The following is a 15,908-nucleotide window of genomic DNA, read 5'->3' as shown; positions in this document are numbered from 1 at the left end:
TTATGCGCAATTTTCTGGGATTGGTCGCAGTAGGGCTGTTGTTCACGGGGCCAGCCGCATGGGCGCAATCGGAGCAAGCTGGCGGTAACGCGGCGGCCTCTGATGGAGCAGCCCCGCCGCAGGCTATTTCGGATGCAGCCGCGGTTCAAGCGCATGTGAATGCCTATCGCAGTGGCAATATCGACAAATTCCTAGCGACGTTTACGGCGGATGCGATTGTGACGGTCAACGGCGTCAGCACGCAGGGGCGCGCCGAGCTGCGCAAGCTCTACGCGCTCAATTTCCGGCCCGGTGCGCCCAAGATGGAAATCATCGATAGCGGCATCAGCGGTCCAAACGTCTATCTCACGACCCGCTTCCGCCGCGCCGATGGCGGCGAGATCTGCTGTGGTTATGAAGAATACACGGTGCGCGATGGCCAAATCGCTCAGATCGTGGGTACCATCTAATTGACACAGGTTCACGAATGGAAAAGCGGCGCAGCACCGAGATGCTGCGCCGCCCACCACGCGCCTTCGTTCGCCCCCACCGGCTGAACGATGTGCGACCCGCGCGCGGTTATGCGTTAAAAGCTCTTTTGCACCCCAAGGGTGAGCGTGAAGTCTGTGGGCATCTGCGGCCCATTGAGATCTTGGATGAGCGGAATTCCGCCTTCCAAGCCCATACGCCAACCCCTCAGCGCTCCGCCGGTTGCGGCAAAATTTACGCCCGCCAGCGCAGTGATCCTCTCACCGCCTGAAAAATCAGGATTGGCAGTTTGTACCGGGCCGGCGATATTCGGATCGATGCCATCAATCCGGCCGAGCGTTTCCGCTTCTAATCGACCAGACAATGCGACACCGGGCGTCAGCGATTTCGCTACCCATGCGGTCGCTTTGATGCTGTCGCCATGAGAATAGCCCTCGTCATTGGTGCCAAGCCGCACGCTCCCGCGCACCTGCGCGCCCCAGCCGAAGGCGTCATTTTGATCTCGGTAGGTAATGCCCGGTTCCAGGTCCCAGGTGCCGCTGCCTAATTGCATGGGGTAGGGCAAGCGAACAGTTGGTGCGGCGCCCGTGGGGGTAAGGATATCATCGGTTTGCGTAATCGATCCGGTCGGGATCGAGATACCTGCATTGATATGCACTTTGTCGGTTAGCCCAATCAGCGCCGCCAGCTTCGTGTCACCAAAGCCCGCCGGGTTGGTGCGGAAATTGCCAAGCTGGGTCGTTCCCATTCCGCCTTGATAGGTAATGTGATCCATCTCTTTGGTCACATAATTGGCCATCGCCATCAAAGTGATGCTGTCTGACAAGCCGTACATGACGCCAGCCATATGCATATCCATGCGCATGCTGGTCGGTACGATCCGCAGCGTTGGGGGCTGGCCGGGTGCTCCAAAAAAGCGGTTGGGAACGGTGGTGGCAATGGTGTCTGCGTCAACATCGTCCGTGCCAATCTGCGCGCCTTGCATGTCCATATGCATAAGGCGGTAGCTGATCATCCACTCCCCTTTGTTATGACGGTGATCGCCCATCACCCCGATCGGGGCATGATCAAGAGCGTTGATGCCGCCACCAGTTTCGGAATGGCCTTCATCGGCGAGAACAGGGGTGCTGACGCTAGCGAGCACGCCAGCAGATGCGGCCAAGAACAGGCCGCGAGAAACGGTAATCATTGGAAAACTCCTAAATCTGAAAATGTTGGATTTCAGATCCGGAGCGGTGGTCCCGTCGCATCGTAGGCTGGGAAGGGTGGCCGTGTTGCAAGCGCACGGATCGCCTCCGGCTGGGGCAAGGAATTGGTGCCGGATACGAGAGCGATGGCTATCGGATCCGTTGGCAATGTCGGACCACATGCAGAGCAGCACGGTTTCGCCGAAGGATTATCACCGTGATCGCCGTGGCCCCCGAGGGCAATGTCGTCGTCATGCACCGGCAGATCATGGGCGGCGGCGTGACCGGTGTGACCCGAATGCCGCTGATCAGCCATGGCGACCGTGTGATGCGGCGCTGTTTCTTCAAACAGCATATCGCCAGTGAAACAACAGGGCGCACCGAAGGCTGTGCGCAGGCCGATTGAAACCAGCAGCGCGATTGTGAGCAATTGGCGGGCCAATGTTCGGTGCATCGCGTTGCTTTAGCGTGCAGGAGAACTGGGACAAGTGCATCTGGTGCACCGTTGGTCGCAAATCACAAAATGGAAATGAGCCGAAGCCTGCCGCGCGTCCTTACGCCACAGCCTTCATAATTTGCAGGCCGCGTTCGTAGACCGCGCCAACCACTCGGTCGCGCCCGTCATTCTTCGCGCAATACAGCGCTTGGTCCGCGCATTGCATTGCGTCCTGCACACCGTCTTTGCCAACACGCACGTGGAAACCGACGCTGGCGGTCACTCTTGCGCGGGAGAGGTAACCTTCGAATTTCAGCTCTGATATGGCTTTGCGAGCGGACAGGGCCAGAGATGAAACGCCGCGTGCATGCTGTTCATCGATCAGCACGACAAACTCCTCGCCGCCCACCCGAAAGACATAACCAAATCCGTCGAGCAGGCTGCTCAATCGATTGCCAACAGCGCGCAGCACATCGTCGCCGCCATCATGACCGTAGCGGTCATTGATGCGTTTGAAGTGATCAAGGTCGATCACCATTACCGCGCCGAACGACCGGCGACCGGTCTTATCAAGCGCAATCTTACGATCCAGCTTGCGGCGATTGCCGAGCCTGGTGAGCGGATCGATCTCCCCCTCTTCCATGCGCCCGCGAACCATGTCGTATCCGATCGTCATTACCAGCACGATGCCCAGCGACATGCCCATTAGCGCGCTGGCCGATTGGAAGATCAAATGGAGTCCCTCGTAAAAGGCGATCATTTCATCCGGAGTTTCGCCAATCGGGTTGAGGCCGACCGCGATTGTCCGCCCCAGATAGGATAGCGCGGCGGCAAGAATCGTGAAAAACGCGATGACATCGACCAGAGATTTTTTGCGGTACTGCCACAGCTGAGGCAGGGCGGCGGCGATGATTGTCGCGCAGGCACCCTGTACAAACACCCCGCGCAGCCAATTTGGCGGTGTCCAAACCATCCCAGGCATAACGTAAATCGCGGCGAAGATCGTCAGCGCAATCGCGAAATTCGTCGTGTTGCGCTCATGGCGCGAAAGGAACGCCTGGGTCATAATCAGCAGCGGCAGGAAATGGGTCGCAACTGCATACCAGCCGAGCCATTCGCTGCCTGTTGGATCGCGGTAACCATCGACCAGAATCGAGGTAAAGGCGACGAAAAAGCCTAGGGTTGCCCAGCGCGCAGAGACAAGCCGGCGCTCGGCAAAACCGATCACCGCCAGAGCCAGCGTGAACAACAAATACATCGCTGGGATCAGAATGAAGAATGCACTCATGCCCGACATAAGAAAACCATAGGGCGGTTTGGTTGCGAAGATGCCTAGTTATCGTAGTAAATCAGAGGTTACAGGGGCGAAAAATGGGTCTGAGCGGCAGCGTGCAACGGCGGTCTGTCCTACATACGAAGATCGCTGTAATTCTGCGGGCTGAGACCAGCAATTGCCCTTGCCAAAGCCGGGCGCAGATTCCTTGGAACAGCGCGGAACATGCAAAAGTCACACATTTTGGAGCGGCTTGACCGGAAAACAACCTGTTTTCATCAGCTTGCGTCAAAAGTCACACTTTTGGAATTTGGAAATGCGTTCCAAGTCCCGTGCGCCAAACTGCACAATCACTTGCGTTGTCTGGCACCATCCTCATATGCGGGCGTGCTATGACAAACACTGCACTTCAAGACGCCGCTCGTTCCTCCAAGGCTTGGCCTTTTCAGGAGGCTCAGCGCCTCGCCAAACGGCTGAGGAATGGTAAACCGAATGGCGAGCCTGTGCTGTTTGAAACGGGCTATGGTCCATCGGGTCTGCCGCATATCGGCACGTTCCAAGAGGTGCTGCGAACCACCTTCGTGCGGCGCGCCTATGAAGCGCTGACCGGGCAGGCAACGCGGCTCGTCGCGTTCTCCGACGATATGGACGGCCTGCGCAAAGTGCCGGACAACCTGCCCAATCAGGCGATGCTGACCGAACATCTGGGTAAGCCGCTGTCGCGCATTCCCGATCCGTTTGAGAAGTATGAGAGCTTTGCCCATCACAACAATGCGATGCTGCGCGCGTTTCTGGACCGGTTTGGTTTCGAGTACGAGTTTGTGGCCGCCTCTGATCGCTACAATAGCGGTGCGTTTGACGATGCGCTGAAGAACGTGCTCGCGCACAATCAGGACATTCTCGACATCATGCTGCCGACCTTGCGGGCAGAGCGGGCGGCGACCTATTCGCCGATCATGCCGATCAGTCCGACAACGGGCGCCGTGCTGCAAGTGCCGGTCGAAGTTGTCGATGCAGAGGCGGGGCTGATCCGCTTCACTGATGAAGACGGCAGCGTGATCGAACAAAGCGCGCTGGGCGGCAAAGCCAAGCTGCAATGGAAGGTCGACTTTGCGATGCGCTGGGTCGCGCAAGGCGTCGACTATGAGATGTACGGCAAGGATTTGACCGACACCGGCGTACAATCGGGCAAGATTGCGCGTGTTCTGGGCGGCAACAAGCCGGAAGGGCTGATCTACGAGCTGTTCCTCGACGAGAATGGTGAGAAGATCTCAAAATCGAAGGGTAATGGCCTGACGATTGAGCAATGGCTGGAATATGGGACGGAGGAGAGCCTAGGCTTCTACATCTTCCCCAATCCTAAGAGCGCCAAGCAGCCGCACGTTGGGGTTATCCCGCGCGCGGTCGATGACTATTGGCAGTTCCGCGAGCGTCTGACCGAACAGCCGCTGGACAAACAGTTGGGCAATCCGGTGTGGCACTTGCTGCGCGCGAATGAGAGCCTGGCAACGCCGGAGGCACCGGGTGCAGGCGACACGGTGCCGGTCACGTTCGGATTACTGCTGAACCTTGCCAGCGTGCTGGGCGCAGAGGCGAGCGCGCAGAACGTCGCGGAATATCTCGAAAGCTATCTGGGCGAGCCCGTCGCAAACCCGGCGATTGATGCGATGATCGATGCGGCTGTTGCTTACACGCGCGACTTCATCGTGCCGACGCTTAACAAGCGCGCGCCCAGCGCTAACGAGGCAGAGGCGTTGCGGGCGTTGGACGAGGCTTTGGCCGCAGCGGCTCCGGGAACCAGCGCGGAAGATCTCCAGACCAGCGTCTATGAGATCGGCAAACGTGAAGAGTTCGGGTTTGAGAATCTGCGCGACTGGTTCCGCGCTCTGTATGAGACGCTGCTAGGCAGTGAACAAGGGCCGCGCATGGGCAGCTTCATCGCACTGTATGGAATTGAGAACAGCCGCAAGCTGATCGCAGAGGCTTTGACGCGTAGTTGAGTTTGCCATAGCCACCCGCATCCTCCGCCCTTCCACCTGGATAGCGTCCCGGTAGGTTCCGGGTGGCGAAGCACTCCACCAAAACGCCTTTCCTACTTCCACGTGCGTGTGCGATACCATTTGGTGATGATGTACTTAGAGCCTTTGATCACAGGGGTTCCTGCGTGCATTGTCCCCTCATTGGGGCTGCCATCGGGCAATGCGTTGTTCCACATCAGCAGGACGCCGGGTTTAGGCTCAATCTTGAGACCGGCTGCTGTGAAGTGAGTCTCTCCACCTTCCTCGACCGTATTGAGGAACACCATAGACGTCCAGCCGCGCTGGCCACCGCGTTTGCGCTCGTTCTGCCAATACTTCTCTGAGGTATAGAACCAGTCGTTATGCGGCTTGAACTGCTGGCCTTCGAGATAGCGTTGGCCCTGGATCGCCTCGCCGATTTCCGGCTTCAGGCCCATGAGATCGTCGATCCTGCGGCCGATGCTTTTGACGAAGCTGTCATGGGGGTCAAGATCGCCGGAATAGGAGGTGCGAAACCCGCTGGCATAGTCCTGTTCATGCAAGGCAGATGGCCGGGCAATCATGTCGATCATCATGCACAGGCGATCACATTCCGCCCTTGTCATGAAATCACCGACAGCAAACAGTTCGAGCCTGTCGGTCTCGATTGGATAAACGCCGGGATCAGCGGCCAAGCGCTGGCGAACGCTTTCGCCCACTCGTTTCAGGGCGTCTTGATCAGGAATGGTGCTGGCTAAGGTCATTGCTTTACTCGTTCGTGAAATGGCTATTTGCCAGCCAATGCAGCACAAGAAAACCCCCGCTGGCATTGCTGCGAGCGGGGGCTTTGAAATCGGCAGAAAGTCTGCTGTGTCAGGCGATCACCAGAAGATGTCGTAGATCACATCGACCACTTCACCGGTGTAGGTGTCGACCAGAACCGCATCGTCATAATAGCGGACCCAGCGATACGGGCCGTACACCTCTGGCAGGCGATAGCGCCATGGATCGTTGATGTAATACCGCGACGAGAAGAACAGGCTGTCGAGATAAAAACCAATGCTTAAGCGGCTATAGCGATAGCTGCGATAGGGCGAGTAATACCGGCCGAGGCGAAAGATGCTGTTGTTGGCGCGCCTGTAGTTGTACCAATTGTAGCGAGTGTTCTGTCGCCACTGCCGATTCCACCGTCGCTGATTTCGAACTCCAGCACGGTAGCCATTGCTGTAGCTGCGGCGCTCGTTGCGATACGCGCGCCGGCTGTCACGGTAACCATTCCGGCGTCCGTCACGATATGCGTCGCGGCGATCAACTCTACGATTAGCCCGGCGGTCGGAACGCTGATCCACTCTGCGCTCTGTGCGTTGGTTGGACCTACGCTCAGTCCGGCGCTCACTACGAGCCCTTGCAGGCGCTTCGCGAGCTTGGCGTTGAGTCTGGCGAAACTCGCGGTTGTCGGTGCGAACTTCGCGCCGTTCACTTCTGGCATCCTGGCGGTTGCCTCGGCGTTCGCCGCGCGCTTCTTGTCGATTGTTGCGCCGTTCCCCGCGCGCTTGGCCGCGGTTTGCGCGGCGCTCACTGCGCTGGTTTTGGCGAGCTTGCAACTGCTCCCCGCGATTTTCAAAGCCTCGGCTTTGCGCTTCTGCTTGAGCCGGGAAAGCGGCAACAGCCATTGCGGCGGCTATGGCGGAAAGTGCGCTGCCTTTGAGCAATTTTGCTAAGTACATAAATGCCTCCTTGGTCGCCGTTCCACCACTAACGGCTGCGTTGATATGCCCTTGTATACGGACGAGTCGCTGTATCGTAACTTAACCACTTGTTTAGGGCTACGTTCAGGTTCAGACCTGAAATCATGAACGCAGTGAGGGATTGACCTCGCGCACATATACTCCAAATGCAACGCATGTTTGAAACGCTCGATGATGTTCGCAATGATCTAAAACGCCAATTGGTGAGGGCGGCCAAGGATCGCAGGCACGCGATGCACACTCCATGTGTTGTGACCAGCGATGTCGATGCGCGCACGATGGTGCTGCGCGAATTTGATGGCGATGCTTGGACGCTCAGGTTCCACACTGACAATCGCGCTCCAAAGGTTGCCGCGATTGAAGCGGACCCGCGCATGGCTGTTTTGCTCTATGATAAGGGCGCCAAGATACAGGTTCGGTTGCGCGGCACAGGGCGCATCGTTCGCGAAGGCGAAGTGGTCGACCGTGCTTGGGCGAGCAGCATTAACTTCGCCAAACGCTGTTACTTGGGAGAGGGGCCAGGAGCAGCCTCCGACGAATCAACCAGCGGCCTGCCGCCTGAATTTGAAGGCGTGGAGCCCACTGATGAGCAGGTGATCCCTGCGCGGCCCAACTTCGCGGTGCTTCTGTTCGACATTGCCGAAGCCGATTGGCTGTATCTCGCGCACACCGGCCATCAGCGCGCGCAGTTTGTACGCTCCGGCGATCAATGGGAAAACGGCTGGGTCTCCCCTTAGGTTCTACGCCTCTGGCGCTGACCATTCGACGAGTTTCAGTTTGCCCAGTTTGGCGCGCGCCAGACCAGCATCGCGCTGTTCCTCGAACTCGACCGAACCTTGCAGCGCGCCCATGGCGATTTTGGCGTCCAGCAGCACACATTCGCCCGCCGCGACGCTCAAGGTGTAGGTCTTTGCCGTGCTCTTAGTCTGGCTCGCCATTTGCGCGAGGACGCTGTGTTCGCCCGGCTCTACGTCTGCCTTTACGAAACGGCCCGTGCGAAATTGTGCCGTCATGGCGTCATCAATGGTGATGTTCATGCCCTGCTGCCCGGCGATGAACGCATCGCGCATGACATAGATCGCCCCTTTGCCATCCGCCGCGGTGAACTGCTTGGCCGCCGATGTGGCCGCCTCGTCCGCTTCCGCGCCGCCTTTGTTTTTGAGCAGTACGAATACGACATAGCCGATCACCGGGATCAGCATCAGCGCGCCGAAGGCCGGATACATGAACCCAATAACCAGGCCGATCACGACCGCACCAGCGATCAAACCGACATTGCGAGTGGACAAATTCATGGCTGATGGACCCTTCTCAAAGCTAGGGGAGGTCCCTTAGCTTGTGTATAGATTGGATGCGAGGGAGATTTTGTGGGCGGTTAATCCGGCCTTGAACAGGCACCTCGCGCAGACTCACATTATGCTGGCCCTCGGATCAAGCCCGGGGTGACTTAGGTCATAAAGGGCGTATGCCGCTGCAGCGGCCTATCTGGTTAACTTCTTATAAGCCAAGCGTGTTGGACGATCCGCTGCGTCTCCGAGACGGCGGCGTTTGTCTTCTTCGTAGGCTTCAAAGTTGCCTTCGAACCATTCCACGTGGGAATTGCCTTCAAACGCCAGAATATGCGTAGCGAGGCGATCCAGGAAGAAGCGGTCGTGCGAGATCACCACGGCGCAGCCTGCGAAGTTCTCGATGGCTTCTTCAAGCGCGCCCAAGGTTTCGACGTCGAGATCGTTGGTCGGCTCGTCCAGCAGCAGTACGTTTCCGCCTTGCTTCAGCATTTTGGCCATGTGCACGCGGTTGCGCTCACCGCCGGACAGCTTGCCAACGTTCTTTTGCTGGTCGCTGCCTTTGAAGTTGAACGCGCCGACATAGGCGCGGGTTGAGGTGTCGTGGCCGTTGACCTGCATGTAATCGAGCCCGTCTGAGATTTCTTCCCAGACATTGTTGGTCGGGGTGAGGTCATCGCGCGACTGGTCAACATAGCCGAGGTGCACCGTATCGCCGATTTCGATTGATCCAGTGTCCGGTGTTTCCTGGCCAGTGATCATTCGGAACAGTGTCGATTTACCCGCGCCGTTCGGGCCGATTACGCCGACAATGCCGCCCGGTGGCAGCATGAATGACAGGTTTTCAAACAGCAGCTTATCGCCGTAAGCCTTCGAGATGTTTTTCGCCTCGATCACCTTGCCGCCGAGCCGCTCTGGCACCTGAATAACGATCTGCGCCTTGCCCGGTTTGCGGTCGCCCTGCGCGTCCTGCAATTGTTCAAACTTGCGCACGCGGGCTTTGGATTTGGTCTGACGCGCGGCTGGGGTTTGCTTGATCCATTCGAGCTCGCGGCTGAGTGCTTTCTGGCGGCCGGATTCCTCGCGGCTTTCCTGCTCCAGACGCTTCGCCTTCTTCTCAAGATAGGTCGAATAATTGCCTTCGTATGGATAGTAGGAAGCGCGGTCGAGCTCGAGGATCCACTCAACGACATTGTCGAGGAAGTAGCGGTCGTGCGTAATCATCAGTACGGCGCCAGCATATTCCTTGAGATGGTTTTCCAGCCATTCGACGGATTCCGCGTCGAGGTGGTTGGTCGGCTCGTCAAGCAGCAGAATGCCAGGCTTTTGGATCAGCAGCCGGGTGAGGGCGACGCGGCGTTTCTCACCGCCTGACAAATTGGTAACTGGGCTGTCTGATGGCGGGCAGCGCAAAGCCTCCATCGCGATTTCCAGCTGGTTGTCGAGCGTCCAACCATCGACCGCGTCGATCTTCTCCTGCAGCTCGGACATTTGCTCACCCAGAGCTTCAAAATCGGCGTCCGGCTCGGCCATTTCGGCAGAGATCGCGTTGAAGCGCTCCACCATAGCAGCGGTTTCGCCAGCGCCTTCGCGAACGTTTTCGAGCACCGTTTTGCTCTCGTCGAGCTGCGGTTCCTGAGGCAGGTAACCTACGGTGATGTTCTCACCCGCCCAGGCTTCGCCTGTGATGTCGGCATCAATGCCTGCCATGATCTTCATCAGGGTGGATTTGCCTGCGCCATTTGGACCAACAATGCCGATCTTCGCACCTTGATAGAACTGAAGATTGATGTTGCTCAGAACTGGCTTTTGAGCGCCGGGGAAGGTCTTGGTCATGTTTTTCATGACATAGGCGTATTGCGCGGCCATCGGGCGTTTCCTTTGGGTGAATCTGTTCGGAAAATGAATTGTCAGCCCTGCAAATAGGGCGAGAGCGCTGAAGGGGCAAGCCGCCTTAAGAGGCAATTTACTTAAGGGCTCTACAGGTGACCATTCATCAATCCGTCTTAGGCCGGATTGCGTTTTAAATAGGAACCAAAGTGCAGGCCCAGATCCTAACTCTCATCATTCCAGCGATGACGGCGATTTTCGCCGGCGTCTTTGCTGCGCTGTGGTGGCAAGATAGGTCCAAGGGTTACATCCTTGCCTACAGCTATTGGTTTGCAGCGGTCGCGTTTGGCATCGTTCTTCAGGCTTGGGTGATAACGGACTTTGGTCCCAATGAGGTGGTGCTGTTCCACCTGATTTCCTCTTCAGGACTGATCGCGCTGTTGTGGGGTGTGGCGAACCGAGATGGCCAGCGGGCGCCGGTGCTTGGCTACATCGCTGTCACGCTCGGCACCGCAGGCGTGATTTGGTACGGCCGCGCGGCCGAGGTGCAATCGGTTGTATTGATGGCGCAGAATTTTAACGCTGGGCTGCTGTTTGCGATGGGCGCCTATGGCAAATGGCAAAGCCCTTATCGTCACCGTTCAGACCGCGTTTTGGCCTACAGCTTGGTCGTTCTGGCAGCCTATTCAATTTTCCGTCCGTCACTCACCATTCTGGCGCAAAGTCAGATGACGATGGAACAGTATCAAACCTCTGTCTTGTTGACGATCAACATGGCGATAACGGCTGTGCTGTGCCTGCTGCTCTCTGTCACTCTGGTAGCGATTATTGTTGCTGACCGGATGGAGGATCAGCATGAGAAGGCCGGTTTTGACCCGCTCTCAGGCTTGAGGATGCGGGGCGGCTTTGAAGAAGAGGCGCGTGTGGTCGCAACCCGAGCGGCGCGTGATGGCCTGCCGGTAAGCTTGATCGTGGCGGACATTGATCATTTCAAGCTGGTCAACGATAGCCTCGGCCATGTTGCAGGAGACAAGGTGATTGCGCGCTTTGGCGGCCTGCTAAATGCGATGGTCCGGCGAGACGATGTGACCGGCCGGATCGGCGGCGAGGAATTCTGTGTTTTGATTTGGGATTGCGCGCTCGATGACGCGGCGCATTTGGCCGAGCGTATTCGCCAGGCTGCGGCTCATCAAGGCCGATCAGACAACGACGAAATTAGCTCTTACACCGTCAGTTTTGGCGTGGCAGAGTGGCGTAGCGCCGACAATTACAAGGCTGTGTTTGAACGGGCTGACAGCGCTCTTTACCGGGCGAAAGACGCAGGCCGCAATCAGGTCTTCACCGAGAGCGGCGCTTTCAAGGATGGTGGTGGTTCGGTCGTGCCTTTCGCATCACGCATGGCTCAGAAGCACGGGCTTGGTGCAGGCTAACTGCAAAGACTTGGCGGTCTGCATGAATAAGTAATCGATTAAGAATAATGGAAATTTTGTTACTTAGTGGGTTCCCTAAAGCCGGTGTTAACCATATTGACCTATTCCGTTTGAACGGGGGTCGTGCGGGTCGATGCAAACGCAAATTCTTGGATTGGTGACGCCAATGATAGCGCTGTTTTTTGCAGCGACTTTCGTGGTGCTGTGGCGCGCAGGCCGAATGAAACGCCACGTCCTTGGCTTTGGCATTGCCTTCGCCCTGTCGGCGATTGGGTTTCTTATCACCCACGTCATGCCCGCCGACGCGTTCTACCTCTTTCACGCAACTCAGGTGTTTTACACCCTTGGCTCGGCCGTTTTGTTGGCATCTGTGTGTGAGCGCGTGGGCCAGCGGTTACACCTTGGCAGCATCGCGGTCGTTTATATTATCACTGCTTTGACGCTGGCGCTGTGCGTGGGCTTATCCAACGATGTCGGCCCGCGGCTGATTATCGTCAACATGGGTTACGGCGTGATGTTCGCCATGGGCGTCACGACCCTGCTAACGGCCGGCCGCCGCGATACGATCGACTTACTGATCATTTTGGTGATGGCATTCCAAGCTGCCGACTTCCTCGTAAGGCCAACCCTGACCTTGCTGTTCGAACGGAGCATTCCGGCAGAGGCTTACCGCGATTCGATCTATTATTCCCTGATTGGGCTGGTCCTGGCGGTGAAAGGCATGAGCAGCGCATTGGTGCTGATCGGTGCGAGCATTGCCGAATGGACCAAGGCTCTGCGCGAAAGCAGCGAGCGGGACGCTCTCACTGGCCTGCGTAATCGGGGCTCGTTTGAGCAAACGATCCGGGCTTTGCTGCCGCGCGCCCAGACTGAGGGCCGCCCCCTAAGTCTGGTTGTGGCCGATATTGACCACTTTAAAAAGGTGAACGATTTTTGGGGACATCAGGCGGGTGATCTAGCCATTGCTGGCTTTGGTGAGATCATCGGTAAAATGGTGCGCGCATGCGACACCTCTGGCCGGATTGGCGGCGAAGAGTTCTGCATTGCGGCCTGGAACTGCGAGAATGAACCGGCTGAGCGGTTGGCTGAGCGGATCAGATGGGCATTTAACCGGTTGGAGCACGCCGATCTCAACAAAGAAATCCGCCTGACAGCAAGCTTTGGCGTTGCGACCGCGCGTGAGGGCGAAACCTATGAAAGCCTGTTCGCACGGGCCGATGCTGCGCTTTACCGCGCGAAATCCAACGGCCGAAACCGCGTCGAAAATGCCGAGCGCACGCCTCAGGATGAAGAGCACACTGCTCCAAGGCCAAAGCTGGTCGAAGTGAAGCAGGCTGCTTCAAGCTAGCTCAGCCTTACATACGCAGCACTTAAGCGCTTACTGATCACACGCTGGACTTGGCCCGCGCGGCTCGATAGCAGCGACAGCCATGAAAAACACACTCCTCGCGCTGACCGCGCTCTCCGCCGCCTCCCTCTCTGTCACCGCTAACGCTGCGCCCGGTCTATCGGAACTCGCCGAGGTTGCTCAAGAGCGTGATGAAATCGCATGGGATTTTGTCGAAGGGGTGACCACAGAGGTTGGCCCGAGGCAGGCCGGAACAGAGGCGGAGACGCGCGGGCGTGTTTGGGCAATGGCTTGGCTGAAGAAGCACGGCTTTCAAAATGTCGCCGACGAACCGTTTGAAATGGACACTTGGGTGCCCGGCGATATCGCTCGCGCGTCGGTGACCGGGCCGTTCTCACAAGACCTCGTGGTTCAGCCGCTTGGCAATAGTGCGGCGACACCAGAAGGCGGGATTGAGGCCGAAGTGGTTTTCTTCGCCAATGCAGAGGCCGTTCGCGCCGCGCCAGAGCGCAGTCTTGAAGGCAAGGTCGCCTATATCAGCCACCAGATGCGCCGCGCACAGGACGGCTCGCACTATGGTTTTGCTGGCCCAACGCGCTGGGTCGGGCCGGGCCTTGCCGCTAGCAAAGGTGCGATAGGTGTCGTGATCAAATCGGTTGGCACCGACCATCACCGCAATCCGCACACTGGCGGCACCAACTTCCCGGAAGGGGTTGATCCAATCCCAGCGGGCGCGCTGTCTCTGCCCGATGCAGAGAACCTTGAGCGGATGTTTAATCGTCCGCGCTCAGCGCCCATCACGCTCAAGCTGGAATTGAACCCAGAGCGTATCGGCACCACGATGAGCGGCAATGTTGTTGGTGAATTTGTTGGCCGCAACCCTGACCTACCGCCCGTATTGCTGGCATGCCACTTGGACAGTTGGTGGAATGCGCCGGGCGCATTTGACGATGGGGCAGGCTGCGGCATTATCGCCGCCGCCGCAATTAATGTGGCGCGCACCGGCAATCAATTGCGCACTGTTCGTGTGCTGTTCGCGGGCGCGGAAGAAGTGGGGCTTTGGGGCTCTCGCGCCTACAGCGCCGCTCATATCGATGAGCCGATTGGCGTCGGCCTCGAAAGCGATTTTGGCGCAGACCGTATCTGGCGTTTTGAGAGCAACTTTCGCGAAACCAACCCTGATCTTCACGCAAAGCTGGCCGCTGCGGTTGAACCGTTTGGCGTTGCCAATTCGACCATCGTGGCGCGCGGCGGAGCAGACCTGAACATCTCGCGCGACCAAGACGGCGCGATCATTGATCTGCAGCAGGACGGCACGCGTTACTTCGACCTACACCACACGCCAGATGACACGCTCGACAAGATCGACATCGTCCAATTGCGCCAGAATGTCGCGGTGTGGACGATGGTTGCTGGGATCCTTGCACGCGAAGAACGCACGATCAAAACCGGCGGGCCGGTGCCCAAGGCGCCTGCAGTGATGGAAGAGTAAGTGGCTCAGCGCTTGGCAAGCTCTTGCGGCTTGTCACTGCAAGCAGAAATCTTGGAAGTTTGAAAATCTGGTCGGGGAGAGAGGATTCGAACCTCCGACCCCCTGTACCCAAAACAGGTGCGCTACCTGGCTGCGCCACTCCCCGACCGATTTTTACCTGTCTTGCGTGCAGCACGACAGGGTGTAAGCATCATCGCTAGTGGTGGGCCCGGCAGGACTCGAACCCGCGACCTAGCCGTTATGAGCGGCCAGCTCTAACCAACTGAGCTACAGGCCCCTCTGGTCTAGCCAAGATGCAGGCCGAGCCTCTACATCGCAGTTGCGAATGAAACAAGCACCCGTTTCGTCTATTTTTGAAATGAGCCTACCGAATCACGTTTTGCATGATCTCAGCCACGCTGGTGCTGCGAATGTTTCGGTGATCGAGATAGGCGTAAACCCTTTCAAACCAATCATAAATGCCCTCAACTTCCGCCTCAGTCTCGACATAGGGCGTGTGCCCAGGTGCCAAGGAAGGGCTGTGAAACGACAGCGTTAGTACCGGCACGCCGTCGTCCAGAACCATATCAATTCCGCGAATGGCCTCCTCCACGCTCACGCCTTCCGGCGTCAGGGCGATCCGTTCCATCATGCCCAGACGCGATAGGATTCGGCCTAGCGAAGGGAAGCGCTCTTGAAGACGGCGCACCATGCCGCCTTGTCGTCTCAGCATGCCCCAATATGCGCTGGTCACGGGTATCTCGAGCAATTGCCGCTCTGCGTCAGCCCAATAGGGCCAAAGCGGATGGGCGGAATAGTCGGGACCATGCTGGCCGGAATAATCGAACAGAGACCTCACCGAGGTATCGACCGCAATGCCCGCCGACTTGAGCAAGTCCGGCGTTTGCGGGCCCAATCCATATCGACCAGCGCGGTAGATCAGCGGAGGTGCGCCAAACACCTCCTCAACCCGGTCGCGTAGCTGATTGAATTTGGCCGCCTCCAACTCGGGCGGCAGGTTCCCGGCATAGGAATTGTGTGCGCTCACCTCTTCATCGAACGGCGGATTGACCCAAGCATGCAGCTGAACGCCAACCTCTGCCGCGCCCCGCTGGACCGCATCACCAATGATCTCAGCGGCGATTGGCGAATTTACAATTGGCCAATCGACCAAATAGAGAGGGATTGCGCCCCGCCGCTCGCAAAATTGCTGAAACCGCCGCAATTCAGGGACATGCTCTAGGCCAAAGCCGTCTCTGCGGAAAGGGGCGTTCCAATCGAATTCTTCCTCGGTGTCGACCGTCAGCAGAACGCGCTGGCCAAAGCCGTCAGCGAAGCTTGCCCAGGCGCTCCGCGCAGGCGGATTGAGAATGGACTGTGATTGGCCTGTGTTGGCCGGTTCAGAAAGGGGCTGCATGTCGGCTCCCTCCCTGA

At 57.9% G+C, this 15,908-nt stretch carries 14 protein-coding genes and 2 tRNA genes; 6 read left to right on the top strand and 10 right to left on the bottom strand.

Going from position 1 to position 15,908, the window contains the following annotated elements; genetic code table 11:
* Nucleotides 1-2 precede the first annotated feature (2 nt).
* Nucleotides 3-449 carry a nuclear transport factor 2 family protein gene (locus AC0V6M_RS00555; protein WP_486136921.1) on the top strand — a complete coding sequence of 149 codons (447 nt, stop codon included), beginning with the start codon at nucleotides 3-5 and terminating at the stop codon, nucleotides 447-449.
* Between the two features lie 116 nt (nucleotides 450-565).
* On the opposite strand, the gene AC0V6M_RS00550 is transcribed toward AC0V6M_RS00555, so the two are convergent.
* From AC0V6M_RS00550 to AC0V6M_RS00540, 3 genes are all read right to left on the bottom strand, one after another.
* Nucleotides 566-1,657, bottom strand: a complete 1,092-nt coding sequence (locus tag AC0V6M_RS00550) for a transporter family protein (RefSeq protein ID WP_486136920.1) — start codon at nucleotides 1,655-1,657, stop codon at nucleotides 566-568.
* Nucleotides 1,658-1,689: 32 nt separating this feature from the next.
* A complete protein-coding gene (locus AC0V6M_RS00545) occupies nucleotides 1,690-2,109 on the bottom strand; it encodes a hypothetical protein (RefSeq protein ID WP_486136919.1) in 420 nt (139 codons plus the stop codon).
* Nucleotides 2,110-2,209: 100 nt separating this feature from the next.
* The gene (locus AC0V6M_RS00540) at nucleotides 2,210-3,388 is read right to left on the bottom strand and encodes a GGDEF domain-containing protein (RefSeq protein ID WP_486136918.1); all 1,179 of its coding nucleotides are present in this window, start codon (nucleotides 3,386-3,388) and stop codon (nucleotides 2,210-2,212) included.
* Between the two features lie 368 nt (nucleotides 3,389-3,756).
* Between AC0V6M_RS00540 and AC0V6M_RS00535 the strand changes: the two genes are divergently transcribed.
* Nucleotides 3,757-5,364 carry a lysine--tRNA ligase gene (locus AC0V6M_RS00535; RefSeq protein WP_486136917.1) on the top strand — a complete coding sequence of 536 codons (1,608 nt, stop codon included), beginning with the start codon at nucleotides 3,757-3,759 and terminating at the stop codon, nucleotides 5,362-5,364.
* A gap of 92 nt (nucleotides 5,365-5,456) precedes the next feature.
* Here the strand turns inward: AC0V6M_RS00535 and AC0V6M_RS00530 are convergent, their stop codons facing one another.
* Entirely contained in the window at nucleotides 5,457-6,125 is a 669-nt protein-coding gene (locus AC0V6M_RS00530) for a prolyl hydroxylase family protein (protein WP_486136916.1), read from the bottom strand.
* Between the two features lie 117 nt (nucleotides 6,126-6,242).
* Nucleotides 6,243-7,088: an RcnB family protein gene (locus AC0V6M_RS00525; protein ID WP_486136915.1), complete on the bottom strand. Its 846-nt coding sequence runs from the start codon at nucleotides 7,086-7,088 to the stop codon at nucleotides 6,243-6,245.
* Nucleotides 7,089-7,255: 167 nt separating this feature from the next.
* On the opposite strand from AC0V6M_RS00525, the gene AC0V6M_RS00520 reads away from it, so the two are divergent.
* A complete protein-coding gene (locus tag AC0V6M_RS00520; RefSeq protein WP_486136914.1) occupies nucleotides 7,256-7,846 on the top strand; it encodes a pyridoxamine 5'-phosphate oxidase family protein in 591 nt (196 codons plus the stop codon).
* Between the two features lie 3 nt (nucleotides 7,847-7,849).
* On the opposite strand, the gene AC0V6M_RS00515 is transcribed toward AC0V6M_RS00520, so the two are convergent.
* Together AC0V6M_RS00515 and ettA are read right to left on the bottom strand one after the other, a co-directional pair.
* Nucleotides 7,850-8,404 carry a hypothetical protein gene (locus tag AC0V6M_RS00515; RefSeq protein WP_486136913.1) on the bottom strand — a complete coding sequence of 185 codons (555 nt, stop codon included), beginning with the start codon at nucleotides 8,402-8,404 and terminating at the stop codon, nucleotides 7,850-7,852.
* A gap of 186 nt (nucleotides 8,405-8,590) precedes the next feature.
* Nucleotides 8,591-10,264 carry an energy-dependent translational throttle protein EttA gene (gene ettA / locus AC0V6M_RS00510; protein ID WP_486136912.1) on the bottom strand — a complete coding sequence of 558 codons (1,674 nt, stop codon included), beginning with the start codon at nucleotides 10,262-10,264 and terminating at the stop codon, nucleotides 8,591-8,593.
* Between the two features lie 170 nt (nucleotides 10,265-10,434).
* Between ettA and AC0V6M_RS00505 the strand changes: the two genes are divergently transcribed.
* The 3 genes from AC0V6M_RS00505 (at nucleotide 10,435) to AC0V6M_RS00495 (ending at nucleotide 14,495) form a co-directional block, all read left to right on the top strand.
* Nucleotides 10,435-11,655: a GGDEF domain-containing protein gene (locus tag AC0V6M_RS00505; RefSeq protein ID WP_486136911.1), complete on the top strand. Its 1,221-nt coding sequence runs from the start codon at nucleotides 10,435-10,437 to the stop codon at nucleotides 11,653-11,655.
* A gap of 166 nt (nucleotides 11,656-11,821) precedes the next feature.
* Nucleotides 11,822-13,003 carry a GGDEF domain-containing protein gene (locus AC0V6M_RS00500; RefSeq protein ID WP_486136910.1) on the top strand — a complete coding sequence of 394 codons (1,182 nt, stop codon included), beginning with the start codon at nucleotides 11,822-11,824 and terminating at the stop codon, nucleotides 13,001-13,003.
* 82 nt (nucleotides 13,004-13,085) lie between these two features.
* Nucleotides 13,086-14,495: a M28 family peptidase gene (locus tag AC0V6M_RS00495; protein ID WP_486136908.1), complete on the top strand. Its 1,410-nt coding sequence runs from the start codon at nucleotides 13,086-13,088 to the stop codon at nucleotides 14,493-14,495.
* Nucleotides 14,496-14,563: 68 nt separating this feature from the next.
* Here AC0V6M_RS00495 and AC0V6M_RS00490 read toward each other — a convergent pair.
* From AC0V6M_RS00490 to AC0V6M_RS00480, 3 genes are all read right to left on the bottom strand, one after another.
* Nucleotides 14,564-14,640 (bottom strand) — tRNA-Pro (locus tag AC0V6M_RS00490).
* 55 nt (nucleotides 14,641-14,695) lie between these two features.
* Nucleotides 14,696-14,772 (bottom strand) — tRNA-Ile (locus tag AC0V6M_RS00485).
* A gap of 87 nt (nucleotides 14,773-14,859) precedes the next feature.
* A complete protein-coding gene (locus AC0V6M_RS00480; protein ID WP_486136907.1) occupies nucleotides 14,860-15,891 on the bottom strand; it encodes a polysaccharide deacetylase family protein in 1,032 nt (343 codons plus the stop codon).
* Nucleotides 15,892-15,908 lie beyond the last annotated feature (17 nt).

The organism is Erythrobacter sp. JB3-1 (assembly GCF_057364995.1).
The sequence above is the reverse complement of the archived record's forward strand: the minus strand, read 5'-3'. Positions and strand labels throughout refer to the sequence as shown.

Coding starts and splice junctions, on each gene's coding strand:
- AC0V6M_RS00500 (WP_486136910.1), top strand. CDS start 11,822: ATGATAGCGCTGTTTTTTGCAGCGACTTTCGTGGTGCTGTGGCGCGCA.
- AC0V6M_RS00495 (WP_486136908.1), top strand. CDS start 13,086: ATGAAAAACACACTCCTCGCGCTGACCGCGCTCTCCGCCGCCTCCCTC.
- AC0V6M_RS00555 (WP_486136921.1), top strand. CDS start 3: ATGCGCAATTTTCTGGGATTGGTCGCAGTAGGGCTGTTGTTCACGGGG.
- AC0V6M_RS00535 (WP_486136917.1), top strand. CDS start 3,757: ATGACAAACACTGCACTTCAAGACGCCGCTCGTTCCTCCAAGGCTTGG.
- AC0V6M_RS00545 (WP_486136919.1), bottom strand. CDS start 2,109: ATGCACCGAACATTGGCCCGCCAATTGCTCACAATCGCGCTGCTGGTT.
- AC0V6M_RS00515 (WP_486136913.1), bottom strand. CDS start 8,404: ATGAATTTGTCCACTCGCAATGTCGGTTTGATCGCTGGTGCGGTCGTG.
- AC0V6M_RS00480 (WP_486136907.1), bottom strand. CDS start 15,891: ATGCAGCCCCTTTCTGAACCGGCCAACACAGGCCAATCACAGTCCATT.
- AC0V6M_RS00530 (WP_486136916.1), bottom strand. CDS start 6,125: ATGACCTTAGCCAGCACCATTCCTGATCAAGACGCCCTGAAACGAGTG.
- AC0V6M_RS00525 (WP_486136915.1), bottom strand. CDS start 7,088: ATGTACTTAGCAAAATTGCTCAAAGGCAGCGCACTTTCCGCCATAGCC.
- AC0V6M_RS00550 (WP_486136920.1), bottom strand. CDS start 1,657: ATGATTACCGTTTCTCGCGGCCTGTTCTTGGCCGCATCTGCTGGCGTG.
- AC0V6M_RS00520 (WP_486136914.1), top strand. CDS start 7,256: ATGCAACGCATGTTTGAAACGCTCGATGATGTTCGCAATGATCTAAAA.
- ettA (WP_486136912.1), bottom strand. CDS start 10,264: ATGGCCGCGCAATACGCCTATGTCATGAAAAACATGACCAAGACCTTC.
- AC0V6M_RS00540 (WP_486136918.1), bottom strand. CDS start 3,388: ATGTCGGGCATGAGTGCATTCTTCATTCTGATCCCAGCGATGTATTTG.